Raw genomic sequence first — 23,342 nt, 5'->3', positions numbered from 1 at the left:
ACCGGGAATTCGCGCACCGGGCAGCAGTAGCCGAACCCTCGGCACAAAAAAACGCCCGGGATGGTGTCCCGGGCGTCCTGGTCTGCATGCCGGGCAAACTGCCCGGTTCAGGCCGTGCTTACTGCTGGTACTGCTCCAGATCGAAGCGGTCGGCGTTCATCACCTTGGTCCAGGCCCTGACGAAGTCCTTCACGAACTTCTCCTCGTTGTCGTCCTGGGCATACACCTCGGCGTAGCTGCGCAGGATGGAGTTGGAGCCGAACACCAGGTCGATGCGGCTGGCAGTCCACTTCACCTGGTCGCTCTTGCGGTCGCGGACCTCATAGATGCCGTTGTCCGCAGACTTCCAGGCGTTGGCCATGTCGGTCAGGTTGACGAAGAAGTCGTTGGTCAACTGGCCTTCACGGCCGGTGAACACGCCATGCTTGCTGCCGCCATGGTTGGTGCCGAGCACGCGCATCCCGCCGATCAGCACGGTCATCTCCGGCGCGGTCAGGCCCATCAGCTGGGCGCGATCGAGCAGCATCTCCTCCGGCTTGACCACGTAGTCCTTCTTCAGCCAGTTGCGGAAGCCATCCGCCAGCGGCTCCAGCGGCGCGAAGGAGTCGACGTCGACCATCTCGGCGCTGGCATCGCCACGCCCCGGATTGAACGGCACCAGGACATCGTATCCGGCCGCCCGGGCGGCCTGCTCGATGCCCACGCTGCCACCCAGCACGATCAGGTCGGCCACGCTGGCGCCGGTCTCGGCGGAGAGCTGCTCGTAGACCTTGAGCACCCGGTCCAGGCGCTGCGGCTCGTTGCCCTCCCAGTCCTTCTGCGGAGCCAGGCGGATATGGGCGCCGTTGGCGCCGCCGCGCATGTCGGAGCCGCGGAAGGTGCGGGCGCTGTCCCAGGCCGTGCTGACCATCTCGGCGATGCTGAGGCCGCTCTCGGCGATCTTCTTCTTGGTCGCCTCGACGCAGTAGTCGGTGTTGCCGGCCGGCACCGGGTCCTGCCAGATCAGGTCTTCCTGCGGCGCTTCCGGACCGATGTAGCGGGTCTTCGGGCCCAGGTCACGGTGGGTCAGCTTGAACCAGGCGCGGGCGAAGCAGTCCTGGAAGTACGCGGGATCGGCCATGAACTTCTCGCAGATGGCCCGGTACTTCGGATCCATCTTCATCGCCATGTCGGCGTCGGTCATGATCGGGTTGTGGCGGATCGAGGGATCGCTGGCATCTACCGGCTTGTCCTCCTCCTTCATCTCGATCGGCTCCCACTGCCAGGCGCCGGCGGGGCTCTTCTTCAGCTCCCACTCATGGCCGAACAGCAGGTCGAAGTACCCCATGTCGAACTTCGTCGGATGGGTGGTCCAGGCACCCTCGATGCCCGAGGAGACGGCGTTGGCGGCCTTGCCCTGCATGTTGGGATTCTTCCAGCCGAAGCCCTGTTCCTCGACATCGGCCCCTTCGGGATCCGGACCCAGCGCACCGGCATCGCCATTGCCGTGGCACTTGCCCACGGTGTGGCCGCCGGCGGTCAGCGCCGCGGTCTCTTCATCGTTCATGGCCATGCGGGCGAAGGTCTCGCGGACCTGCTCGCCGGTCTTGAGGGGGTCGGGCTTGCCGTTGACCCCTTCCGGGTTCACATAGATCAGGCCCATCTGGACGGCTGCCAGGGGGTTCTCCATGGTGTCGGGCTTGTCGACGTCGCCGTAGCGCTCGTCGGAGGGTGCCAGCCATTCCTTCTCTGCACCCCAGTAGGTGTCCTTCTCGGGATGCCAGATATCCTCGCGCCCGAAGGAGAAGCCGAAGGTCTTCAGACCCATGTTCTCGTAGGCCACGGTACCGGCCAGGATCATCAGATCCGCCCAGCTGACCTTGTTGCCGTATTTCTTCTTGATCGGCCACAGCAGGCGGCGCGCCTTGTCCAGGCTGACGTTGTCCGGCCAGCTGTTGATCGGTGCGAAACGCTGGTTGCCGGTGCCACCGCCACCGCGGCCATCGGCAATACGGTAGGTGCCGGCCGCGTGCCAGGACATGCGGATCATCAGCCCGCCGTAATGGCCCCAGTCGGCCGGCCACCACGCCTGGCTCTCGGTCATCAGCGCGTGCATATCCTTCTTCAGGGCGTCGAAGTCGAGCTTCTTGACCTCTTCCCGGTAGTCGAAGTCCTCGCCCATCGGGTTGGTCTTGCGGTCATGCTGATGGAGGATGTCCAGGTTCAGCGCTTCCGGCCACCAGTCCATGACCGAATGGCCAGCGGCGGTCTCGCCGCCATGCATGACCGGGCATTTGCCCATGTTCTGATGCTCACCCATATCGTTCTCCATTTTTTCGCTGCGTTCAGCTGGTTCATGTTTCGGAAGCCGTCATCCATGTGTAATCGATGGCTTTCCTCAGGGACCGCAAGCCGTTCCGACCCAGGGCCACCTTCGGCCAGGGTGGGCTTCACCGTCCACCTGCCCTTGAAGCTAGGCCTCACGAGCCATTAGTTCCAGTTGATATTAACCATGATCTAGATAGTCTCCCGCTATCTTTCCGCGAGAGGATCTATAGCGCGATGGGCTACAAGATGCTCTCGATCGCTCGGCGCAGCTCGGGGGACCCGGGGCCAGCCTGGCTGGGGAAGTGCGCGACCACCCGCCCCTCTCGGTCCACCACGTACTTGTAGAAGTTCCAGCGCGGGGCGGCGGCCTGGCGCGCCAGTTCGCGAAAGATCGGGTGGGCGTCCGCGCCGCGCACACTGATCGGCCTGAACATGTCGAAGGTGACGCCGAAGTTCTCGAAGCACACCCGGGCGGTTTCGGCCTCGTCGTCGGCCTCCTGATTGAAGTCGTGGGAAGGGAAGCCCACCACCTTCAGCCCCTGGTCCCGGTAGTCCTGATGCAATTGTTCCAGCCCACCGAACTGGTCGGTGTATCCACAGTGGCTGGCGGTATTGATGATCAGCAGCGGATGGCCCTGGAAGCGTTCCTGCAGGCTGACCATCTCGGACGCGTGCAACCGGCCCAGCTCGTGCTGGAACAAGGCCTCGGTATCGGGCTCCGTGGCGGTTGCGCAGGCCATCGGCAGCACCAGCAACAGGGAAGCGAACAGGGGCGCAAAACGGGACATCGCAAGTCTCCACAGGGGCTCGGCCTTCAGACCAACGGCGCACCTGCGGGTTCTGTGGAGGGCTGGTTCGTGACCGCCAGCCCGGGGCCACGATGGCGCCGAACATCCTCCATTTCGGTGCTCCCTTTTGGACACGCCATGGCCTCACAGACATGACGGGCGTACCCTTGATCGCAGACATCAACGAAGTCTCTAGCCGATGATTGCCTACATCCGCCCGCTCCTGCTGCTTGCCATCATCCTGCCGCTGACCACGGGCTGCACGGCCGTGAAGGTCGCCGGTGCCACGGGAAGCGCCGCCGTCAGCGTCACCACCGGCGCCGCAAAGGCGACCGGCAAGACCGCCGGAGCGGTGGGACGTGCCGTCACTCCGGGCAGCAAGCAGGACAAGGACGACGACTGAGATACCGGCCGGCCGGGGACGGACGCAAGCCGCGAACTGCGTTTACTCGGCGCTCCTGACCGCAACGGCCGCTCCAAGGGCGCGCACGCTGGCCCCTGGGCCGCAAACGGGGCCCTTGCACTCCGAGAGCATGCGGCCAAGGGGAATGGCCGCCCCGTTTCTTGGCTTACCTGGCCCGCGTGACGGTGGCAGGTCTTATCCACCGACGCCTTCGTTTCCCCGCTCGCATGGCAGTCCTGCCCGCCACCAGGCGAGCATGCCGCCGCGAAGCTGGCGGGCCTCGTAGCCGCGGGCCCGCAGCTTGCGCACGGCAGGGATGCTGCGGTGTGCACTGAGGCAGATGGCCACCACGGGACGATCGGGATCGAGTTCCAGGTCCGCCAGGCGTCGCTTGGAAAACTGCGTGATCGGGAGGTGACGCGCGCCCGGGATACGACTCCGACGATGCTCGACACTGGTGCGCACATCCAGCACTTGCACCTGGGCGTTCTCCATCGCCTGCGCCAGTTCCTCGGGGCTCATTTCCGGCACGCGGCCGAACGGCCACCACTGGCTCAAACCCATCGTGATCACCTCCTGTCCACGGGCAAGAACGCGGTCGAACTTTGTCTTCTGTCCCGTACCTAATTCGCGACGCGGCGAGGATGGGCTGTTCTCAGCACTGACCGCGCGAAAAACCATCGCCGAAAGGAAAATCATTATGGATCATCACGACGAAGAGTTTCTCCGTCGGGCGCAAGCCGCGCGCGCTCGCATCAAGGAGATCGAGCCGCAACAGGTAGACGCCAGCCTGGCATCCGGTGCGGTGGCCATTGATGTGCGCGAACCCGGGGAGTACCAGAAAGGCAGCCTGCCGAGCGCCCGCAATGTAGCGCTGGATTCCATCACGCGTCAGATCGAGGGAGTCGCACCAGACAAGGACGCGCCCATGGTCTGTTTCTGCAATGGTGGCAACCGCGGGGCATTGGCGGCGGCCCAGCTGGTGGATCTGGGCTATACCAATGTCCAGTCCATCGCCGGGGGACTGCGCGCCTACCAGAAGGCAAACGACACCTCCGAGAGCTCCGCCTGACGACCGGACGGCCTTGGGGGTCCAGCTTCAGATTTTCCGACCTTGCCCGTTGCCCCGTCTTAAGGAAACACTGATTCTCCACGAGGGTCAGCCTGGTCCAAGGACCGTGCGGGCTCGGGTGTGTCCAGCACCTGGCGGCCGAAGGTGGCCCTGGAGCGCAGCGGTACGCGCCCAGCGGCTCTACGCGCCTTCTTTTTCGTCATCCCGGAAACCGCGTAGCGGTTATCCGGGATCTCGGCGGCTGCTGGGATTGTCCCGACGGGGGAGATCCCGGCTCTCCGCTTCGCTCCGGCCGGGATGACAGTGCAGGGGCAAGGGCCATTGTCGTCCCCGGATGATCCCCGTGACTGGCTGACCCTGATTGTTAATCAGGAAAGGGGAAGACGGGGCAGATCTCGGTCTGCGCCCGCGCGAGGGCTCACAGGCGTTGGCAGGTGTACCGTTCGCCGGACGCGTGCTCGACCACGAGGCGCGTGGGCGATTCGGCGACGATCCGCGTGACCTCCGTATGCGGGAGTTCCGGTAGCCGCGTAGTGATCTGCCGGATCAGCTGGCGCTGGAGTTCGACACCTGATGGGGAGCCGGGCGACAGGTCCAGGGCTTCCACGGTGAGCGTGAGCTGCTGCTCCTCGCGCTGCCACTGCCCCTCGCTGGTCGCGATCAGCGTGAGCGGCCACAGGCCGAACTGGGCCACGGCATCGCCCTCGCTCTTGTACCGCCCGTCCGGATGCAGACGGGAGCGCGTATCGAGCTGCAGATTCAGCTGGCTCGAGCCAATGGCGGCCAGTTGCATTACGGCAGGACAGGCCCAGTCGCCGTCCAGCTCCGTGGTGTCCGCCCAGGCTGCGCCGGCGAAAACCAGGGAGATGCAAAGGCCCAGCACGGGCCACGATCGATTCGTCAAACGCGTCTCTCCAATCCAGTCTGGCTTTCCGGCACGGGCAGTAGGCGCGGGCAAAGGGCAAGGTTTGACCCCGTAGGGCTTCGGTTATGCGCCTGCTCCGCGCCAGCGACCCGGATTCGTGGGGCTTCAACCGATTGCCACGGCCTCTTCGAAGCCCGCAATGACGGCACTGCGGGGTTATTGGTTCGGCTTTGGATACGCGCCCACCCTCGCCTGCGCGGGTCCACGCCGCAGATTGAGCCGAGTACGGTGCGCTGATCGCAGGACGCCCCGTGCGGACTCTGGGTGTGACCGACTGCTTCGTCGGTTCGATGTCCCACATAAGCGTTAGTCGTCCGTTATGTTACGCTGCGCGGGAGCCTCGCGCGCCCTGAAGGCGCTCTTGACGGGGCCCGACCAGGAGAGACTGCGGTGCGATCAGTCACGCATGCACACCTTCCCGCGCTGGCCTTGGTAATGGCCGGCTTTCTGCCCTTGGCACTCCCGCTGCCGGCCCTTGCCGACGACGGTGGGTATCGGCTGCTCAAGCTAGATGGCTACAAGGTGAAGTGGGGAGACCAGCAGTTAGGGGTGGGGGCCAGCATCAGCTATGCCTTTGCCGGGGAGGCGCTACGGTTCGATGATGCGCACAACTGCCGCGATCTCGCACCGATTGACGAGCTTCTGGGCGAAGCCCTCTCCATGGAGACGCTGGATCGCGAGGCCGCGGCGGCGTTTCGGGTTTGGGAGCGCGCGGCCGGTCTGTCATTCCACAAGGTAAGCGATACCCGGGAGGCGGATATCATCCTCGGTGCCCAGGGGCAGCCACGTGGACGGGCATTCGCCAACGTAGCCTACGCAACCGATTCGGACGATTTCTCCAACGTTTCCTACTCGTCCGACGGGGAAGTGGATGTGCGCACCATCGAACAGTCGCTGGTGTGTCTGAATCCTGCTCACGAGTGGAAGGTCGGATTCGACGGCAACAAGGATGTGTACGACATCCGCTATACGCTGACTCACGAGATCGGTCACGCCACCGGCCTGGACCATCCCGGGCCATCCGGGCAGGTGATGGGATTCAGGTACACCGAGGACTTTGCCGACCTGCAGCCCGGCGATCTGCGCGGAGTCCAGCGGCTCTACGGGCGCCCCGCCAATACCCTCGACACCCAACTGGCCGAGATGCCGACCGAGGACGGGGAAAGCGCATTCACCAGCGACCTCTTCCTTGACCCGAACGGCCGCATCGTGCCCGTGACCGGTGTCGATAGCGGCCTTGGCATCGGCGAGAAATAGCCCCGAGTCAATTCCGGGGCAGGTCTTTCCCATGCCCCTGCTCCACCACGAGCGGCCCCCACCCGTGGCACGTCAACCGATTGCCGCGGCCCCTGCGGGGCCTCGCAATGACGGGGTTTCGGAAATTCGGGGCAGGTCTTGCTCCCTGGTCCCCGCTCCACCGTAATTCGCCCACCCCCTTGGTACTTCAACCGTTTGCCGCGGCCTCTGCGAGGCCCCGCAATGACGCGGTTTGTTCAGGCGGTCCGCCCTCTGACCGATGGCGTGCTGTGGATACCGCAATCGCCCGGAGGCCGGGGCGCCTACAGGGGGTTGCCTGGCAGCGCCGGGGATCGACCGGTCTTACCGCTGCGGGCATTTGCGGGCATGGCCCCGCGCCTCGCGACCCGCGCCGTGAAAACCTGAAACGGCGCGGAAACTCGAGCAGATGGAAAGGAGCCGGGACGCCAAGGTGTGGCAACGCACAGAACCCCGGAGCGACTGCACCGCAGCATGCAGTCTCATCCACTTGTCACGAAGGAAAGTCGCCATGGCATCTGTCGAGCCCACTCTGGCGGGGCGTTCCGCCACATCGGGAATGCATGACCCATTCACCACGGACATCGGTAACGAGGCGCGCCGCTCCGGCGTTTCCTGGGGCGCGGTGATCGCAGGCGCCGTGGTCGCTACGGCGCTGTCGCTCAGTTTTCTGCTCCTGGGCACGGGCCTGGGATTCTCGGCGGTCTCGCCGTGGGCCGGAGAGGGCGTGTCGGCCGAGGGCATCGGGTTCGCAAGCATCGTCTGGCTGATACTCGTGCACATCATCGCCGGCGCCATGGGCGGCTACCTGGCCGGCCGACTGCGCACCCAGTGGACCGATCTGCATACCGACGAAGTATTCTTCCGGGATACCGCACACGGCTTCCTCGTCTGGGCGCTTAGCGTGGTCGTCACGGCGGCTCTGCTCGTTTCCGCCTCCACGGCGATCATCGGCAGCACCGCCCAGGCCGGTGCTTCGGCTGTCGGCGCAGCGGTTACGACCGGCGGCGCTGCCATGATGGCAGGCGCTAATGGGCAGACCGAAGGCGACGCCACCGGTCCGCTCGACTATTTCGCGGATATCTTGTTTCGCCCAGAGCGTGCCAGGGCGGCTCCCGACGCCGGCGCAACCGACTCCGACAGAACCGCCATGCGCACCGAGGCGGTACGTATTCTCGCCCGCGGGTGGGACGATATGTCGGATGGCGACAGGGCGTATCTCGCGCAACTGATCGCGCAGAACACCGGCGTCAGCCAGTCCCAGGCGGAGAACCGGATCCGCGAAGTCCAGGCGCAGATGGAGGAACTGGAAATGCAGGCGCGACAGGTGGCCGATGAGGCCCGGAGCGCGATGGCGAAACTTTCTCTGTGGACGTTCCTGGGACTGCTGATCGGGGCGTTCAGCGCCAGCTTCGCCGCCACGATCGGCGGTCGGCAGCGCGACAGCGTCCACTATTGAACCGTACAGATTGCTGCCAATCAGCGAGGTAGATCGACATGAAATACATACTGCTCTGGGCGCTCGGCATCCCGATTCCCGTCCTCATCCTGCTAGCCATCCTGCTTTAACGGCTGCACGAGGCCCCCTGTTACAGGGGGCCTCGCCTTTTGCGAACCTCCGAAGCAATGATCACTCTTCGAGGGATGCCCTTGGCGCAGCGCGCCCCAGGCCTGCACCGGTCTTGCACCTGAAGCCCACCCGCGGCCCGCGGGACAAGACGTCGCATACGTGGCCGGTTACCGTAGAGTGACCGTACCGATGGGCCAAGGCGGGGCCGGCTCCCGGCAAGGGGCTCATTACCGGAGACGGGACCCCGAAAATTGAGTGCGGATAAACCCTCGGCAATACGTGGATCGGAAGGCATTTGAAAGACAAACCCCTGCCGTTTTGCCCCTCTTCTAGCTGGTGGCTGGCCGCATGGCTGGCCGGCGGGATGCTGCTTGCTAGCTGCGCCGGCGGGCCGCCATCGGCGGAGCCACCCGCCGCCACGGGTGCCGCGCCGCAGGAGCAGCCCGCCGCCGCGGCAGACGGAACCGCGGAGGGGTTCGCCAGCCTCCGGGACGAGATCCACTACTACCTCGAACGCCTGTCGGATCGCGCGTTCACCGAGACCTACGGGGGCGAGGAGCATCCGCGTACCTGGTACACCGCGGCCGAGGCGCTCGGCCGGATCGGTGCGCCGGCGGTCCCGCATCTCGTGCCCTACCTCGATTCCGATGACCCGTGGGAACTGAAACTCGCGCTGTACGCCCTGATGCTGGCTTCGCAGGATCCGACGGTGACCTCGCAAACCGGCGGCGAGTACATCCGCCTGGGGACCGTCCTCGACGAACGCGAGAATGCGGGCAACCGCGCTATCGCCCGCGACTGGTGGAAACGCTGGGGCCACCTCTGGGATTAGCGGCCCCGGGATCGGCAGAGCAAGATATTTGGGGTCCCGTCTTGCCTTTTGCCCTGCCCGATCACGAGCGGTCCGCAACCGTGGCGCTTCGGCCGATTGCCGCGGCCTCTGCGAGGCCTCGCAATGACAAGGCCCCTGGCATTTCGGCACGTGGGGAGATCCGCGCCCTGCCCTCGCCATCCGGGACTTGTTGGGCCATGCTCCATGCTGCGGGCGGATGAAGACGGGGCCCGTGTCGCGGCGCCGGGCAGGAGCCGTTACCTCGAACGACAAGGAGCATGCGCATGAACCTGGAGAAGGTGATCTTCGGCTTTTTCATCATCCTGGCGTTCACGCTGAACTTCGGGTTCTTCCTCGGCGAGATCGATGATCCGGCGCACCACAATGTGTACGAGCTGTTCGCAGCCATCGTGGTAAACGTCATCGCGACGGCCCTGAAGCTGGGGGACCGGACGCAGACCGGGGCGTTGCTTCTGGCCAGTTCGCTGGTCGCGGTGCTGCAGTTGATCGCGGCCGCGGCCGTATGGGCCTATGCGAGCCACGTGCATGCCGGGGGCATGGATGCGATGTTCATGGCCAGCATCGTCTCCCTGGCGGGCGGGGCCATGGTGGCCAACCTGATCTCCGTGCTGCTGCTGATCGCGGATACGGTGGCGCTGCGCCGCTGACGGCGGCCGCGAGCGCTACAGACACCACGAGCCGTGGGGCCCACGATCAACAAGGTGCTGTTCCTGTTCCTGCGGCGCATGCGGGCACCCCTGCTTGCGCTGACGGCGGCCTACGCGATCTCCGTTCTCGGCCTGGTGCTGATACCCGGCGTGGACGATCAGGGGGAGCCCTGGCGCATGGATTTCTTCCATGCCTTCTACTTCGTGACCTACATGGCCACCACCATCGGCTTCGGCGAGATCCCCCACGCCTTCACCGAGGCGCAGAGGATGTGGACGGTGGTTGCCGTTTACCTGTCGGTGGTGGCCTGGCTGTATGCGATCGGCAAGATCCTCGCACTGATCCAGGACCCGGCCTTCCGCCTGGCCGTCAGCCAGCATGCGTTCGACCGCACGATCCGCAAGCTGCAGCGACCGTTCCATATCGTGTGCGGTTATGGCGACACCGGGGCCCTGGTGGTGCGTTCCCTGCTCGGGCGCAATGGCTTTGCCGTGGTGATCGACCAGAACCCGGATCGCATCAACGAGCTGGTTCTGGAGGATTACCCGCTGCAGATCCCCGGTCTGTGCGCGGATGCCAGCATCGCCAATCGCCTGCTTGATGCCGGGCTCCTCAACCCGCACTGCCAGGGTGTGGTGGCGCTGACCAGCGACGATGCGGTGAACCTGCGGATCGCCATTGCCGCCAAACTCCTCAACCCGGAGCGCCCCGTGATCTGCCGTGCCGAGAGCCACGACACAGAGAAGAACATGGCCTCGTTCGGGACTGACCAGGTCATCAACCCGTTCGACATCTTCGGCCAGCGCCTCGCCCTCGCGCTGCATTCCCCCGCGCATCACCTGTTGCACGAGTGGCTTGGGAGCATCCCCGGGAGCCCGCTGCCGATGCCGATCGACCCGCCCTGCGGGCGCTGGATCCTGTGCGGCTTCGGGCGCTTCGGCAAGGCCGTGCATGCCGGGCTGATCCAGGAGGGCGTGGAGGTAACCCTGGTGGAAACGGACCCCGAGGGCGCGGACTGTCCGCCCGACTGCATCAAGGGCCGCGGCACCGAGGCGGACACCCTGCACGAGGCCGGCATCGAGAGCGCCTCCGGGATCGTGGCCGGAACCGGCCGCGACGACTACAACCTGTCCATCGTGATGACCGCGCGCGAGCTGAACCCGGAGCTGTTCATGGTCGGACGCCAGAACCGCGAGTGCGATTCGCTCCTGTTCGCGGCGGCCGACCTGCCGCTGGTGATGCGCCACGACCGGGTGATCGCCGAGGCGATCCTGGCCCATCTGACCTCGCCGCTCCTGCCGCGCTTCCTGGAACTGAGCCGCAACCAGACAACCGACTGGGCGAACGAGCAAGTCAGCTCCATCACGGCCGTGGTCGGCGACCGTGTGCCGGCCATCTGGAACGAGCAACTGGACGAGGGGACAGCCCCGGCCCTCCTTGCCCATCTGGAGCAGGAGCCGGTGACCCTGGGCCAGCTGCTGCGCGCCGACCATCCCGTGCGCCAGCGACACGCCTGCATTGTGCTGCTACTACGGCGCGAAGCCGGAGGCGAGGACATCCTCGCGCCCGATGACAACACGCCCCTGCAACCCGGCGACCACCTGCTGTTCTGCGGCCGCTTCGCGAGCGCCCTCACCATCTCGCACACCCTGCGCGACCCGCACGCCCTGCGTTACCTGCTGACCGGCGAAGATACCCCGGAAGGCTGGATCTGCCGTGCCCTCCGCGCGGCCCGCAGACAACCGGCCTGAGACGCGCAAGGCAGACCAGCCAGCACGCAAGTCCGTAAACGCGCATCGACAGAGGCAAACGGTTGGGGACCGATACCGTTCCGCCCCCACACCCGGTCATCCCGGACACCGCAAAGCGAAAGCGGTGAGCCAGGACCTCCTCGCCGGGGCTCTTCAACCCGGAGATCCCGGCTCTGCGCTGCGCTCTGGCCCGGATGACGGGATGTGTTTTGTCACGAGTGACCGTGCCAGGTGTTGCCTTACCCCCAACGAAGCTAATCGGCGCCCAGGCCACGAGTAAAAAGGAGGTGGCCCCGCGGTTCCAGGCGTTGTTCGTGGCGGACCGAAGGCTCCCGGCATAATGCCCGCGCAGCAACCAGGACCGACCGCTGAACAAGGTAGACCGTCCGATGGCGACCGTGAAAAGTACCTGTTACGAGTGCGATGCCAACTGTGCCATCGACGTCACCCTGGACGCCGTCGGCGAGCCGGTCGCCATTGACGGCCCCGACTGCCCGCGCTGCTACGTCCAGCTCGACCGGCGCAACCATCCGGAGCGCTTGCTGTACCCGCTGCGGCGAACGGGCCCGCGCGGCAGCGGCCAGTTCGAGCGCATCTCCTGGGACGAGGCACTGGACACCATCGCCGAGCGCCTGCGCGCCACCCGCGAGGAACACGGGGCCCCGGCAGCGGCCTTCTTCGCCGGCTATACCAAGGAGGCCCGGCCGCAGCTCCAGCGCCTGGCACATGCCTTCGGCTCGCCCAACTACCTGACCGAGAGTGGCTGCTGCTTCTCCTCCACCAAGGTGGCGGAGGAGGTGACCTTCGGCACCAAGATCAAGACCTCCTCCACCGTCGCCTCGGATGCCACCCGCTGCCTGCTGGTGTGGTCCACCAACCCGCGCGGTTCCATCCCGCCGTTCCACCAGCACCCCCTGGCTGAGGCCCGCCCGGGCTGCGCGACCGTGGTGGTCGACCCGCGGGTGACCCCGCTGGCGGAGCAGGCCGAGGTGCACCTGCAGATCCGCCCGGGTACCGATGGCGCGCTGGCGCTGGGCATGCATTACCTGATCTTCGAAAACGGCTGGCAGGACCAGGCCTTCCTCGACGAATGGGGTAGCGGCGTGCAGGCCTTCCGCGACTACGTGGCCGAATTCCCGCCGGAGCGTGTCGCACAGATCTGCGGCATCGACGCGGCCGATCTGCGCCGCGCCGCCGAGCTCTATGCCGCCAACGCGCCGGCGCAGATCATGCTTTCGCCCACCGCCACCGTGCAGCATTCCAACGGCTTCCAGAACCACCGCGCGGTGATCCTGCTGGCCGCGGTGACCGGCAACATCGACCGCGAGGGCGGCAACCGCTTCTTCAACGACAAGGTCACACCCAGGCCCATCGACCTGTTCGACCACTGCAAGCAGAACCTCCCGCCGCGCATCGGCGACGAGACCTTTCCGGTGTGGACGGCCCACTGGCCGGCGGCGCAAAGCATGCTGCTGCCGGATGCCATCCTCGAGGGGCAGCCACAGCCGGTTCGCGCCCTGCTGGCGATGGGCATCAACACCGCGATGTGGCCGAACTCGAAGCGCATGGAACAGGCGCTGGGCGCCCTGGATTTCTTCGCCGCGTCGGACTTCTTCCACAACCCGGCCACGCGCATGGCGGACATCGTGCTGCCGGCCGCCACCAGCCTGGAGCGGGCGGCGCTGATCGCCTACCCCGGCTGCAACTTCCGCGGCGAGCTGCGCTACCGCCACGCCGCCGTTGCCCCGCGCGGCGAGGCGCGCCCGGATGGCGAGGTATTCCTGGAGCTGGGCGTGCGCCTGGGGATGGGAGAGCAGTTCTGGAACGGCGACCTGGAGGCCAGCTGGGCCGAGGCCGCCGAGGGCATACCGGAGACCATCCGCGAACAGGTCTATAACGACCCGGACGGCGTCACCGTGTTCGCCAAGGCGCTGGACGACATGCTCGAGTACGGCTTCGAGGAAGGCGACCGCCAGTACCGGATCAACGGGTTCCGCACGGTCAGCGGGAAGGTAGAGTTCGATGCCGCCGAACTGCGCGCGGCTGGGTACGACGGCCTGCCGGTCTACCGTGAGCCGGCGGAGAGCCCGGTCTCCACGCCGGAGCTCGCCCGCGACTATCCGCTGGTGCTGACCAGCGGTGCCCGCCACAAGCACGCCACCCACTCGCAGCACCAGCAGCTGGAGCGCATGCGCCGGGCGATGCCGGAGCCGCTGGTGGAGCTGCACCCGATGGATGCCGCCGCGCGCGGGATCGCCGACGGCGACACGGTAGAGGTGCGTTCGCCACGCGGGCGCGTGGCATTCGTGGCCAAGGTCACGGACCGCATCAAGCCCGGCGTGGCGCACTGTCAGCACGGCTGGAACCACGCCAACGTGAACGAACTGACCGACGACCGCGCGCTGGACCCGATCAGCGGGTTTCCCGCGTTCAAGTCGCTCCTGTGCGAGGTGGAGCGCCTGGCGGCGGGCCACGCAAAACGCCAAGCGGAGGCCGGGTAGTGCCGTTTGTCGGTGTCCTCCCCGAACGCGAGCATATCTTCCGGCCCGAGCCGTGCCGGGAGGTGGCCGTGTCCGACGCCGCCGCCTGGCGGCTCAATCCGGACCACCGGCGTGTCTATGACAAACTGCATCTGGCCCTGGATGCCGGACTGACCGCCGCGCCCTGCGGCGTGGCACCTACGGACCTCGGCATCGCGGCGGACGCCGAGGTGTTCGTCAAGCCGATCACCAACCTGGCCGGCATGGGGCTGAACGCACGCACCCTGCCGGCCGGCGACGTGCCGGCAGAGCCCGGCAGCTTCTGGTGCCAGCGCCTGCAAGGTACCCACACCAGCACCGACTGCCTGGTGGAGAACGGCGCGGCCCGCTGGTTTGCCCACACCCGCGGTTCGGAGGCGAAGGACGCCGCCCGCCCGATCTACTGGGAGATCGGTGCCGCCGCGCCCGAGATCGAGCCCTGGATCGCCGACTGGGTACGCCGCAACCTGGCCGGCTACAGCGGCCTCTGCAACATCGAACTGATCGGCGGCCGGCCGATCGAGGCCCACCTGCGCGGCTCCAACGGCTTCTTCGACTTCTACGGCCCGGAGTTCATTTCAGCCTGGGTCGCGCTGGCCGACGGCGAGGCGTTCACCCCGCCCCCGCCCATCCCCGGTGGCTTCGTGATCTCGGTGTTCGGCGAGGCCGACCTGCGCGATGACGACTTCCGGGCCGCCGAGTCGGCCGGCGTGAACCTGCAGCCCGATCCCTCCACCCCGGGCCGCGCCGCCATCCTGCGCTGCCGTGACCGCGAGGCCGGCTTCGCCATCTACCGACGACTCACCGGGCACACGCTGTAGCCAAGGCGCACCGCTTCCGGAGCTGGCACAGTCAGCACGGATACCAGGATCAAGCGTGACAGGTCGAGACAGGGCAAAGGGTTAGGACCATCCCCATTCCACCCCCCACCTGCGTCATCCCGGACACCGCAAAGCGGTGAGCCGGGATGACGGAGCGTGGTTTGTCACGGGTGCCGGGGCCGAGCCTGAGTCCTCTCTCCACCCTGGCCGATCGGCATCCGGGCCAGTCCGGCCGATTGCCGCGGCCTCTATGAGGCCTCGCAATGACGGGGAATGGGACCCGCGAAATACCAGGGTCAGCGGGATACCGACGCAGGGCCACTCCACCTGATTGGCCCACATGCCCCGTTGCGCAGGAAGCGCGAGTGCCTCGTCCCCGTCATTGCGAGGAGCGCAGCGACGTGGCAATCCAGCCGGGTGGCTTCCCCCCTCGGGGGGATTGCCGCGCCGCACTCGCCATAACGGGTCCTGGTGAGGCCGCTCGCCCCGCGATCCAATCGGCGAGGCTGGAGAGGCCACGCCGGGGCGTTGCCCCGCGGCTGGCTCAGCGTACGGAGAGCCGCATGGTCATGACGTAGGTTGCGCCCGCGGCGAGCGGGTAGGCATCGTCCAGGGCGTTGGCGACTTCGACGCAGACCGTCTTGCGGTACTGGTCGTCGGGCATGTCGGCGAACGACTGGACGCCTTCCGGGCCGGGGTTCCACAGCACGCTGCTGGCGCTGTTCTCCCGTTCGATGACGATCTCGCGCGCGTTGTCCCGGTCCTCGATCACGAGTGTGCCCGGGTGGCCGACGAACACCTGCTCCATCGGGGTCGTCATGGCGACGTCGCCGGACTGCGTCCCGCGTTCACCGTCCGCCAGCTTGTCGATCCGCGTGGTCCCGTCCAGCCCGCGCACTACCAGGCCCTCGGCCTCGCCCACGCCGAAGTAGGTGTGGAAGGCCTCCGACACACGCCACTCGCGATCGCTGCGGTTTTCGCCCTCCAGCGTCATCTCCAGGGTCTCGCCCAGGGTGACGTGCAGGCGCAGCGAGAACTCCAGCGGCCAGGCCTTGCGGATGTCGTCGTCCGGGGTCAGCACGAACACGACGTGCGTGGCATCGCCGACCGACTCCACGGACTCGACATCCCAGAACGCATAGCGGGCGATCCCGTGACCCTTCTTGTGTTCGTCGCTCGGGTCGGGCCCCAGCGCGGCCGGATCGTACGGGCCAAACCATGGCCAGCAGACGGGCACGCCGCCGCGCACCGGTTTCTTGCCGTCGTACAACGCGGTATCGCTCACCCACAGCACATCGGCACCACCCTTCGGGCGATAGCTCAGCAGCGTCGCGCCAAAGGTCGTGATCGTCGCGCTGCCGTGCGCGTTCTCGATATCGACCATCACCAGCGCATCCTGCTGGCGAAACCGCACTTCGGGATGCGGAAACTGTTCCGTGAGCGCTGCAACCGTCATCTGATCTCTCCTGTCCGACAAGGGCCGAAGCGTAGCAGACCCCGTGGCGCGCCGAGTGCCTGCACGGATGCCGGGATCAAGGGCGCCGGATCCGGTCGGGCCTTCTGCCCCGGCATTGAGACCGACGGGCGACCCAGCACGCTCCGACCGATTGCCACGGCCTCTGCGAGGCCTCGCAATGACGGGTTCGGGTTCGGATGCGGGTATCAGGCGAGTTGCGGCAGACACCTTGATAAACGAACTGCGTCAGGGGGCAGTCGAGCAGGGAAGCGTCGCGGGGGTTGAGCAACGGGCCTCGTTGAGGGGCGTGACCGTCAGCAGCCGCCTCCGCCGCCACCACCTCCGGCACCACCGCCACCGCCCGAGGTAGTCACGCTCTCTTCAAGCCACATGGCCATGTGACAGGCAATGGCGATGGCGCCAAGCGGTCGCGGATGATTGACCTCCACGAACCAGCCGCCATCCAGCCTCGACTCAGCCTTGGGCTGGAATGTGGCAACCACCTCCTGGGCATCCCGGAGGGTGTAGGTGAAAAGGACGCGCCAGCCCGTCTTCTGACCGCTTATGTGGTAATCCCTTTCGCGGTAACGGAACCGCCCGCTCAGGTTCTCGTCGTCAACGCTGGTTTCCTCGATCTGCGTCACCGTGCCCGCGCCGGCCCGCCAGACCCCCTGGCGCTGGGGCATCCCGAAAAAACGGAGATTTCGCTGGATCTGCTCCAGAAACCCCGCGTCGGATGGGTCGGCCAGGCGCAGGCGCGTGGTTGCGAAATGCAGCTCCGGCTTGCCGAACCACGCCGCAAACCCACCGCTGGGCCGCCGTAGCCAGGCGACAGGCGTGCCAACCTGCTTCAATTCCGCGATATTGCGTCCGCCCCTGCCAAAAAACGGAAGCCGCCGGAGCGGCGAGACCTTCACGAATTCCAGTTGCCCCTCCACCGGATTGACCTCTCCCCCGGGCGGCGAACCACCACTCCTCGCCCCCGCTTCCGGATTCGGCTCGGAGACGGGGGAACGATCGTTCGGTTGCCATTGGGCCGCCGGCCCGAAACCACGCCTGGCCATGGTGGACTCATTCCTGGATCGCAAGGTGCATGCAATTTTTCGGGGAGTGTAGACCAGGCCCGGCGGCCGTGTCGGGTACGCAGAAAGAGGCCGGCTCGAGCAAAGTCGGTACGCCGAAAGGTCGATTCTTGTTCCGCCGCGAATGGCCCCATAACTCATACCCCCGGAGCCTGGCCTTGTCGTTCTTCACCATCTCAGCCGGCCGGCGATCGGGGCGTCTCCAACCGATTGCCGAGGCCTCTGCGACGCCTCGCAATGACGTGGTGCCCCGTAGAAGGACGAGGGATGACAGGTCGGGAAACAGCAGCTAGATTGTGGGCGCGACCGATCAATGGGCTCGCGATGTTTCCAGGGAGGGAAACGATGAAGAAAGGATTCTCTAATTCTGTCCGCGCGGGGCATGTGCGCCCTGCCGCCCCATGCCCCGTTACCCGCCAGCCACCTCGCCGGCTTCTCGCCGCCACGGCCGGGCTATTCCTGCTGATATCCGGCCTCGCCAGCCCGGCAAGCGCCGACGAGCGGCCCGAGATCCTGAACATCCTGAGTCAGTTCGTCGCATCCAGTACGGCCGCGGCCCGCTGTGACGAAATCGATGACGACCAGATGGTCGCGTTTCTGGCCAACCAGCAAATGATCTACCTGCAATCCGTCATGGCGCTGGAGGACCAGCACCCCGAAGCGACGGGAGAACAGATCGCGGCCACCCTGCTGCGTGGCCAGGAAGACATCCAGACCCAGGTAAGGCAGCGCATCGACGAACACGGCTGTGACGATCCGAATGCCCAGGCTCTGATCGAACTGTTTGCGATGCAGGCCGAGTGGCGGCCGGGCCGCTCACCCCGGAATGACACCGAGTAGGACCCGACGGGTTCACTGTCACACGCTGCCACAGGGGACGTGCGCATGTGGATGTTTGCTGGATTCGTCACGCTCATCGGAATGGCGGTGTGGGTCTACCGACGCCGGCTCGAGGATCGATGGGAACGCCGGTCTTCTTCAACACCTGAGCCAGTACCGGGTTACCAACAAGCGCCCCCACTCGGGGACCCGCTCTATAACTATGTCTACCGAGGCCGCCATTCCGCACCCCTGGAGCGCATTGGCTACTACCCGGCACCGGATGTTGAGTTCCGCGTAAAAGTGCGTCGCTGGTGGGATGTGCTGTTCACCACCATAGGGCTTTCGGTGGCCTGCCGCACAGGCAACCCCGAATTCGACCGGATCTTCTATTTGGTCGCCGACCAGGCACCGCTCTGCCGGACGCTGAAAGCGTGCGGGACAACGCAGGAGGCCATGCTGCGCATTTACCGTGAGTGCGAAGCCAACGGACTCCGCTTTAGGCAGTTGCGCATACGATGCGAGCGGGTATGGGTCGAGGTCGTGGCGCAAAGACGCCGGAGCCGTAGTCGCCTTTCGGCACCCTTGAAGGTGTTCGTCCCGCTGCTTCGCGAGCTCTCCGAAGCCATGGAATCGGAGATTCCCGAAACCGCTCGTGGGCAGAAAGACCCATTGGCCTGGAAGGCCGTGCTGATCGTCAGCATCAGCTCCGCCATGCTGATCACCGGCTTTCTATTTCTGCACCAGAGAATCTTCTGGCCCCTCCCCGGCCCCATTCGAGCATCGGAGATGGTGTCGCTTTCGATAAGCACGGGCATCGTCGTATTCGCGCTGCTGGCGGCCTTGACCATCGCCTGGCTGGGACGCACCTCCCGTACCCACCTTGTCCTGATCGAACTGGCTTTAGCCGGATTGATCGGCGCTGCCATGACCAGCTACGCGCTTCTTCGGGACGTCAATATGAGTTTTGATCGGTCCTCCGCTCTGGGACACCCTGTTGAAGTGCGCGACAAGACAGCCGAGCGGGGGCGTGGCTATACCCTTCACTACCTGAAACTTTCTGGGTGGGACGGCCCTCAAGAGAAGCGCGGAATCCGCGTCGATCGCTGGCTATATCACTCCGTTCGAGCAGGTGACCGGCTGCTGCTGGAGGAATACCCGGGCCGCCTCGGCGTTCCCTGGATCCGGCTCGACACCGATCGCTCCAAGATCGCACAGTCTCCATGAGGCACAACAGCCATGCGGGTTCCAGCCCGGACTCCGCAGCACATTCACAGGGAGAGCATCGAGGCCCTGTGGGCGGGTCCGACCGATTGCCACGGCCTCTGCGAGGCCTCGCAATGACGGGTGTGGGTACGGCTGTCAGGCGGGTAGCGGCAGCCGGCCCTGGTAGTGGAACTGGGTCAGGGGAAAGTCGTGCAGGGCGCCGTCGCGGGGCTTGAGGAAACGGACGTGGTCGGCGGTGAGCTGGCACAGCCAGGGATCCTGGCGCGTGGGTTTGTTGCGGGTAAACGGGCGCGCATTGAAGAGCCCGAGGTTCAGGCCGGCCTCGTGATCGCGGGCGGACGGGTATTCGAACAGGTCGATGCCGGCCTCGCGCAGCGCGGCGCCCAGGGCCTGGGTGGCCTGATAGTCGGCGGGATGACGCAACAGGTCCGCGTGTTCAGCGAACGGGGGCTGATGGAGCTGCAAGCCATTGGGGCTCTGGTAGCGTGCGGCGAACAACGTGTGCTGGGTATCGAGCTTGCGCGGTGGCGGGGTCGCCATGCCATGCCAGAACACAAACCGGTAGTAGGCCGCCTCGGCGAGGACCGTGCGCTCGCGCAGGGCGCCGTAGAACAGGCTGGGTTCGTGGCGACGGCCGAAGCGCGATCCGTGACGTAGCGGCGGGTAGCGAAACGGCGTCGCCAGCAGGTAGTGCAGCCGTTCCGTACCCGGGCGCCGGGGCGGCTTGGTGGCCTCCAGCATCTCTTCCAGAACGGCCTGGCGGTCGAGCGAGCTGACAATCTGGTTGGTGGCAACCTGCTCCTGGCTCTCCACCAGGCGCAGGACCTCCCCTCTCAGCGTGACACGCGGCGCCGCTTCGACCAGGGCATCCCAGTCCGACATGTCAGGTTGCCCTCATAGCTTGCCGCGGATCGCGTCAAGATACTCCAGCACGCCCACCAGGCCCTGCACCGTGCGGATCTGCTCGGCGGGCACGCCGCCGATGTGGTGGTTGTGCGTCTGCATCCAGTGTTTCATCGCACTGGCATCCCCGCCGGTCAGGACGTACAGGGCGCGATAGCAGCGAATCAGCAACAGCGCCAGCTCACCCGGCTTGCTGGCCGGGTCGACGTTGCCCCGGCTGATGTCCGTACGCCCGCGTCCGATCACCTCTCCCAGCTCCGCCTGGGTCAGGCCCAGCGCCTTGCCGGCATTGACCAGCGCCTCGCGCAGGACATCCGCGCGTTCCGCGGCCAGGCCTTCTGTAGCGCTCATGACGCCTCTCCAAACAGCTCCATATGACACATCGTACCAACGGATGTGCCGATAGCACATTCTTTAAGCATATCGGTTCAGGCCATTCCATTGCGGACAAAGTCCCTTCTGTCGGGCCCGAGTGGACACGATGGAATCGCAAACCGGGGCTGGAGTGCTACGATCGGCCCAGCCCATTGCCCCACGGCCCGAATCCTTCGGGCCCATCCCGCTGGAGGGAACGCCATGCTGATCTCGCTGCTGTTGATGATTGCGTTGCTTCTGGTCGCGGGCGCCCTGCTGATCTGGCAGGTCAGCATCATCTTCAGCATCGAGATCGAGGACGGACACCCGCGGGTCCGCCGCGGTGATCCGCCAAAGACGTTCCAGCACACGGTGCGGGATGTGGCGCGACGCTACGCTATCCAGAAGGGCCGGCTGACCGCGATCCGCCGCCAGGAGGGGCTGCGCCTGCGCGGATCGTCCTCGATCCCGAAGGAGGCCCACGCTGAACTGCAGGCCGCGCTGCAGCGCATCAAGGTAGGCCAGAAGCGCCGCAAGAAACGCCGATGACCCCGGCCCGCGCGGCACAAGCCGTGGTGCCGAATCCTGCCGCGGCCGTGTCCGGGCCGCGTGACGGGACCTGGTACGTCTATCTGCTGGAATGCCAGGGTGGGCGCATCTATACCGGAATCACGCCGCACCTGGCGGCGCGCATGGCTGCCCACGCTGCCGGGCGCGGGGCCCGGTTCACCCGCATGCACAAACCCGTACAGCTACTGGCGGCCCGCGGCTTCGCCTCGCGCAACGAGGCCCTGCGCGAGGAACACCGGGTCAAACAGACCTCGCCGCGTACCAAGCGTTCGCTGGCCCGCCAGTGGGCCCGCGACGCCGTCGTTGACCGGTGCTCCACCGCGGTCAGTCCGCGGGGCGCCGCCGGGACGCCTGGAACGGGCGCTGCACCAACTCCGACGGCCCGCCCGTCAGCAGGCTGACAACGACGATGGCTACGGTGGCCAAGAGGAATCCGGGCAGGAGTTCGTAGACGTCGAACAGCCCGCCCTCGGCCAGGTTCCAGAGGATCACCGTGGCTGCGCCGACCACCATCCCCGCCAGCGCCCCATTGCGCGTCATTCGCGACCAGTACAGCGCCAGAAAGAGGATCGCTGTACCCGACCCCGGCGCCTTAGCCTGTCGAAGCGCAGACCCGGGCACAGGGCGTCACAGGTGACCGGTCTTCACATAGATCAGCGTCTCCTCCTCCACCCAGGGATCGTGCTGACTCGAATGCGGGCTGCGGATCCACGTGCCGGCGGGATAGCGTCCGTGCTCGTCGATGAACTCGCCAGACAGCACGAGGATCTCCTCGCCGCCCCAGTGCCGGTGGGCCTGGAAATGCTCGCCGGCCGGCCAGTGCACCAGTGCGGTGTGCTCGGCACCGAAGCTGTGCAGATGCAGGACGCGCAAGCCGCCGATGCCCGGCTGGAAGGGCGCCGAGTGGGTATCCACCACCACCTTCTCGCGGTCCTCGGGCGCGAACTGCTCCAGCTTCACGAACAACGTGCAGCCGGGATCCGAGTGCGGCGTGTGGCGGGAACCCGGCGGGTTGCGCAGGTAGGTGCCAGCGGGATAGTCACCGGCTTCGTCGGAGAACACGCCGTCCAGTACCAGGATCTCCTCGCCCAGCGCATGCGTGTGCGGCGGGAAGCGGGCTCCGGGCTGGAACTGCACGATGCTGGTGGCGCGGCCCGCTTCCGCCTGCTCGCGTTCCAGCGGCTTGCGCACCACGCCGTCGGCACGGCTGCCGCTCCAGGGCTGCGCCAACGTCTCCACGACCACCGGCCGGTTCAGATCCAGGTTCAGGGCTCCCGTCATGCGCGCTCCGATCGTCTCTTCAGTCGAACGCGGTGCCACGCAATTAGTTCCTTGCCGGGAAGGGCACGGGCATTCAGTGGTGGTGGCCCGGATGGCCGTGATGATGGCCATCTCCCGGGCTGTCTTCCGCCTCGCCGTGATAACCGCGGGCCTGCCGATAGCGCACCTTCTGCTCCTCGCTGAGCAACGCATCCATCTTCAGGTGGTAGGACAGGTGCAGGTGGCGCAGGCGGCCGCGCAGCTCGCCGATCGCGACCGTGAGCGTCTCGATGGTATCGCTGGAGATCGCGCCCTCCGCGAAGCGCTCGTCCAGTTCCCTTTCGCGCTCCACGATGCGCCGGCCCAGTTGGCGCGCCTGCTCCCGCATGGTCTCGAACAGCCGCTCGGTCTCGCGACGTTGTTCGCTCGTCAGGCCCAGCTCCGCGGCCACCTCGAGCACATGCAGAGGGCCCGGGTAGCCGTGCAGCTCGGCCGGCAGCGCCATCCCCATGCCGCGCCCTTCCAGGAGGTCCTCGGTCTCCTGTGCGGAGAGTGCCTTGATCTCGCGCTCCTGCAACCCGGAATATGGATTGGCCGCGGCCGATGCGGACATCACCAGCGCAAGGCTGGCGCCCACCAACCCCGAAAACGCGATAACACGACGCATGAAGGAATCTCCTGGCAAGAAATGGCGTCTGGATTGTAGCGCCCCATCGATCATGGGGCACCGAATCGCTCA

The 23,342-nt window shown here is 66.3% G+C and carries 22 protein-coding genes and 2 pseudogenes; 13 read left to right on the top strand and 11 right to left on the bottom strand.

Translation table 11 applies throughout. The features are described 5' to 3' along the window. Positions 1-118 precede the first annotated feature (118 nt). Together katG and TVD_RS02815 are read right to left on the bottom strand one after the other, a co-directional pair. Positions 119-2,311 (bottom strand): catalase/peroxidase HPI, encoded by a 2,193-nt coding sequence (gene katG, locus TVD_RS02820; RefSeq protein ID WP_205622082.1) that lies wholly within the window; start codon positions 2,309-2,311, stop codon positions 119-121. A 235-nt stretch (positions 2,312-2,546) separates the two neighbouring features. After that, positions 2,547-3,095, bottom strand: coding sequence for a glutathione peroxidase (locus TVD_RS02815; RefSeq protein WP_047250759.1), 549 nt, complete (start codon positions 3,093-3,095; stop codon positions 2,547-2,549). 199 nt (positions 3,096-3,294) lie between these two features. Here TVD_RS02815 and TVD_RS02810 point away from each other — a divergent pair, with 199 nt between their 5' ends. Next, complete coding sequence (locus tag TVD_RS02810) at positions 3,295-3,498, top strand: hypothetical protein (RefSeq protein WP_047250758.1); 204 nt, start codon at positions 3,295-3,297, stop codon at positions 3,496-3,498. Between the two features lie 195 nt (positions 3,499-3,693). Here TVD_RS02810 and TVD_RS02805 read toward each other — a convergent pair whose 3' ends face one another. Next, complete coding sequence (locus TVD_RS02805) at positions 3,694-4,062, bottom strand: rhodanese-like domain-containing protein (protein ID WP_047251885.1); 369 nt, start codon at positions 4,060-4,062, stop codon at positions 3,694-3,696. 136 nt (positions 4,063-4,198) lie between these two features. On the opposite strand from TVD_RS02805, the gene TVD_RS02800 reads away from it, so the two are divergent. Continuing rightward, complete coding sequence (locus tag TVD_RS02800; RefSeq protein WP_018938830.1) at positions 4,199-4,570, top strand: rhodanese-like domain-containing protein; 372 nt, start codon at positions 4,199-4,201, stop codon at positions 4,568-4,570. A gap of 418 nt (positions 4,571-4,988) precedes the next feature. On the opposite strand, the gene TVD_RS02795 is transcribed toward TVD_RS02800, so the two are convergent. After that, positions 4,989-5,453 carry a hypothetical protein gene (locus TVD_RS02795; RefSeq protein ID WP_047250757.1) on the bottom strand — a complete coding sequence of 155 codons (465 nt, stop codon included), beginning with the start codon at positions 5,451-5,453 and terminating at the stop codon, positions 4,989-4,991. Between the two features lie 477 nt (positions 5,454-5,930). On the opposite strand from TVD_RS02795, the gene TVD_RS02790 reads away from it, so the two are divergent. From TVD_RS02790 to TVD_RS02760, 7 genes are all read left to right on the top strand, one after another. Beyond that, on the top strand, positions 5,931-6,752 hold the full coding sequence (locus TVD_RS02790) for a matrixin family metalloprotease (RefSeq protein WP_047250756.1): 822 nt from the start codon (positions 5,931-5,933) through the stop codon (positions 6,750-6,752). A gap of 529 nt (positions 6,753-7,281) precedes the next feature. Then, a complete protein-coding gene (locus tag TVD_RS02785; RefSeq protein ID WP_047250755.1) occupies positions 7,282-8,229 on the top strand; it encodes a hypothetical protein in 948 nt (315 codons plus the stop codon). Positions 8,230-8,704: 475 nt separating this feature from the next. Next, a complete protein-coding gene (locus tag TVD_RS02780) occupies positions 8,705-9,172 on the top strand; it encodes a HEAT repeat domain-containing protein (protein WP_047250754.1) in 468 nt (155 codons plus the stop codon). A gap of 284 nt (positions 9,173-9,456) precedes the next feature. Beyond that, positions 9,457-9,840, top strand: coding sequence for a DUF6394 family protein (locus TVD_RS02775; protein ID WP_018146378.1), 384 nt, complete (start codon positions 9,457-9,459; stop codon positions 9,838-9,840). A 33-nt stretch (positions 9,841-9,873) separates the two neighbouring features. Then, complete coding sequence (locus tag TVD_RS02770; protein ID WP_082119062.1) at positions 9,874-11,592, top strand: potassium channel family protein; 1,719 nt, start codon at positions 9,874-9,876, stop codon at positions 11,590-11,592. Positions 11,593-11,981: 389 nt separating this feature from the next. Continuing rightward, complete coding sequence (locus TVD_RS02765) at positions 11,982-14,093, top strand: molybdopterin-containing oxidoreductase family protein (protein ID WP_047250753.1); 2,112 nt, start codon at positions 11,982-11,984, stop codon at positions 14,091-14,093. Further along, entirely contained in the window at positions 14,093-14,932 is an 840-nt protein-coding gene (locus TVD_RS02760) for a hypothetical protein (RefSeq protein WP_047250752.1), read from the top strand. Before TVD_RS02765 ends, TVD_RS02760 begins: the two co-directional genes overlap by 1 nt. A gap of 544 nt (positions 14,933-15,476) precedes the next feature. On the opposite strand, the gene TVD_RS02755 is transcribed toward TVD_RS02760, so the two are convergent. Both TVD_RS02755 and TVD_RS02750 read right to left on the bottom strand, forming a co-directional pair. Further along, complete coding sequence (locus tag TVD_RS02755; protein ID WP_047250751.1) at positions 15,477-16,388, bottom strand: D-hexose-6-phosphate mutarotase; 912 nt, start codon at positions 16,386-16,388, stop codon at positions 15,477-15,479. Positions 16,389-16,702: 314 nt separating this feature from the next. Further along, positions 16,703-17,326, bottom strand: a complete 624-nt coding sequence (locus tag TVD_RS02750) for a hypothetical protein (protein ID WP_205622094.1) — start codon at positions 17,324-17,326, stop codon at positions 16,703-16,705. 528 nt (positions 17,327-17,854) lie between these two features. On the opposite strand from TVD_RS02750, the gene TVD_RS02745 reads away from it, so the two are divergent. Together TVD_RS02745 and TVD_RS02740 are read left to right on the top strand one after the other, a co-directional pair. Continuing rightward, positions 17,855-18,310: a hypothetical protein gene (locus TVD_RS02745; RefSeq protein ID WP_047250749.1), complete on the top strand. Its 456-nt coding sequence runs from the start codon at positions 17,855-17,857 to the stop codon at positions 18,308-18,310. Positions 18,311-18,355: 45 nt separating this feature from the next. After that, entirely contained in the window at positions 18,356-19,516 is a 1,161-nt protein-coding gene (locus TVD_RS02740; RefSeq protein ID WP_047250748.1) for a hypothetical protein, read from the top strand. 135 nt (positions 19,517-19,651) lie between these two features. Here TVD_RS02740 and TVD_RS02735 read toward each other — a convergent pair whose 3' ends face one another. Both TVD_RS02735 and TVD_RS02730 read right to left on the bottom strand, forming a co-directional pair. After that, complete coding sequence (locus TVD_RS02735; protein WP_047250747.1) at positions 19,652-20,398, bottom strand: RES family NAD+ phosphorylase; 747 nt, start codon at positions 20,396-20,398, stop codon at positions 19,652-19,654. Positions 20,399-20,410: 12 nt separating this feature from the next. After that, the gene (locus tag TVD_RS02730; RefSeq protein WP_024326552.1) at positions 20,411-20,770 is read right to left on the bottom strand and encodes an MbcA/ParS/Xre antitoxin family protein; all 360 of its coding nucleotides are present in this window, start codon (positions 20,768-20,770) and stop codon (positions 20,411-20,413) included. Between the two features lie 225 nt (positions 20,771-20,995). On the opposite strand from TVD_RS02730, the gene TVD_RS02725 reads away from it, so the two are divergent. Together TVD_RS02725 and TVD_RS13920 are read left to right on the top strand one after the other, a co-directional pair. Beyond that, positions 20,996-21,322 carry a DUF3634 family protein gene (locus tag TVD_RS02725; protein ID WP_024326553.1) on the top strand — a complete coding sequence of 109 codons (327 nt, stop codon included), beginning with the start codon at positions 20,996-20,998 and terminating at the stop codon, positions 21,320-21,322. Then, positions 21,319-21,636, top strand: a pseudogene (locus TVD_RS13920) (GIY-YIG nuclease family protein); the annotation flags it as partial. The gene TVD_RS02725 and the pseudogene TVD_RS13920, both read left to right, overlap by 4 nt. A gap of 31 nt (positions 21,637-21,667) precedes the next feature. Here the strand turns inward: TVD_RS13920 and TVD_RS02720 are convergent. The 3 genes and pseudogenes from TVD_RS02720 to TVD_RS02710 form a co-directional block, all read right to left on the bottom strand. Then, positions 21,668-21,913 (bottom strand): annotated as a pseudogene (locus TVD_RS02720) (sodium:proline symporter); the annotation flags it as partial. A 57-nt stretch (positions 21,914-21,970) separates the two neighbouring features. Beyond that, positions 21,971-22,624: a cupin domain-containing protein gene (locus TVD_RS02715; protein ID WP_047250745.1), complete on the bottom strand. Its 654-nt coding sequence runs from the start codon at positions 22,622-22,624 to the stop codon at positions 21,971-21,973. A 73-nt stretch (positions 22,625-22,697) separates the two neighbouring features. Further along, positions 22,698-23,270: a Spy/CpxP family protein refolding chaperone gene (locus TVD_RS02710; RefSeq protein ID WP_047250744.1), complete on the bottom strand. Its 573-nt coding sequence runs from the start codon at positions 23,268-23,270 to the stop codon at positions 22,698-22,700. Between the last annotated feature and the right edge of the window lie 72 nt (positions 23,271-23,342).

The sequence above is a fragment of the Thioalkalivibrio versutus genome (genome assembly GCF_001020955.1).
Lineage (GTDB): Bacteria > Pseudomonadota > Gammaproteobacteria > Ectothiorhodospirales > Ectothiorhodospiraceae > Thioalkalivibrio > Thioalkalivibrio versutus.
The sequence above is the reverse complement of the archived record's forward strand: the minus strand, read 5'-3'. Positions and strand labels throughout refer to the sequence as shown.

Bases quoted from the DNA above. Each gene is read 5' to 3' on its own strand.
- TVD_RS02815 (WP_047250759.1), bottom strand. From the start codon at position 3,095: ATGTCCCGTTTTGCGCCCCTGTTCGCTTCCCTGTTGCTGGTGCTGCCG.
- TVD_RS02765 (WP_047250753.1), top strand. From the start codon at position 11,982: ATGGCGACCGTGAAAAGTACCTGTTACGAGTGCGATGCCAACTGTGCC.
- TVD_RS02755 (WP_047250751.1), bottom strand. From the start codon at position 16,388: ATGACGGTTGCAGCGCTCACGGAACAGTTTCCGCATCCCGAAGTGCGG.
- TVD_RS02785 (WP_047250755.1), top strand. From the start codon at position 7,282: ATGGCATCTGTCGAGCCCACTCTGGCGGGGCGTTCCGCCACATCGGGA.
- katG (WP_205622082.1), bottom strand. From the start codon at position 2,311: ATGGAGAACGATATGGGTGAGCATCAGAACATGGGCAAATGCCCGGTC.
- TVD_RS02780 (WP_047250754.1), top strand. From the start codon at position 8,705: ATGCTGCTTGCTAGCTGCGCCGGCGGGCCGCCATCGGCGGAGCCACCC.
- TVD_RS02730 (WP_024326552.1), bottom strand. From the start codon at position 20,770: ATGAGCGCTACAGAAGGCCTGGCCGCGGAACGCGCGGATGTCCTGCGC.
- TVD_RS02710 (WP_047250744.1), bottom strand. From the start codon at position 23,270: ATGCGTCGTGTTATCGCGTTTTCGGGGTTGGTGGGCGCCAGCCTTGCG.
- TVD_RS02810 (WP_047250758.1), top strand. From the start codon at position 3,295: ATGATTGCCTACATCCGCCCGCTCCTGCTGCTTGCCATCATCCTGCCG.
- TVD_RS02775 (WP_018146378.1), top strand. From the start codon at position 9,457: ATGAACCTGGAGAAGGTGATCTTCGGCTTTTTCATCATCCTGGCGTTC.
- TVD_RS02725 (WP_024326553.1), top strand. From the start codon at position 20,996: ATGCTGATCTCGCTGCTGTTGATGATTGCGTTGCTTCTGGTCGCGGGC.
- TVD_RS02800 (WP_018938830.1), top strand. From the start codon at position 4,199: ATGGATCATCACGACGAAGAGTTTCTCCGTCGGGCGCAAGCCGCGCGC.
- TVD_RS02790 (WP_047250756.1), top strand. From the start codon at position 5,931: ATGGCCGGCTTTCTGCCCTTGGCACTCCCGCTGCCGGCCCTTGCCGAC.
- TVD_RS02805 (WP_047251885.1), bottom strand. From the start codon at position 4,062: ATGGGTTTGAGCCAGTGGTGGCCGTTCGGCCGCGTGCCGGAAATGAGC.
- TVD_RS02740 (WP_047250748.1), top strand. From the start codon at position 18,356: ATGTGGATGTTTGCTGGATTCGTCACGCTCATCGGAATGGCGGTGTGG.
- TVD_RS02735 (WP_047250747.1), bottom strand. From the start codon at position 20,398: ATGTCGGACTGGGATGCCCTGGTCGAAGCGGCGCCGCGTGTCACGCTG.
- TVD_RS02715 (WP_047250745.1), bottom strand. From the start codon at position 22,624: ATGACGGGAGCCCTGAACCTGGATCTGAACCGGCCGGTGGTCGTGGAG.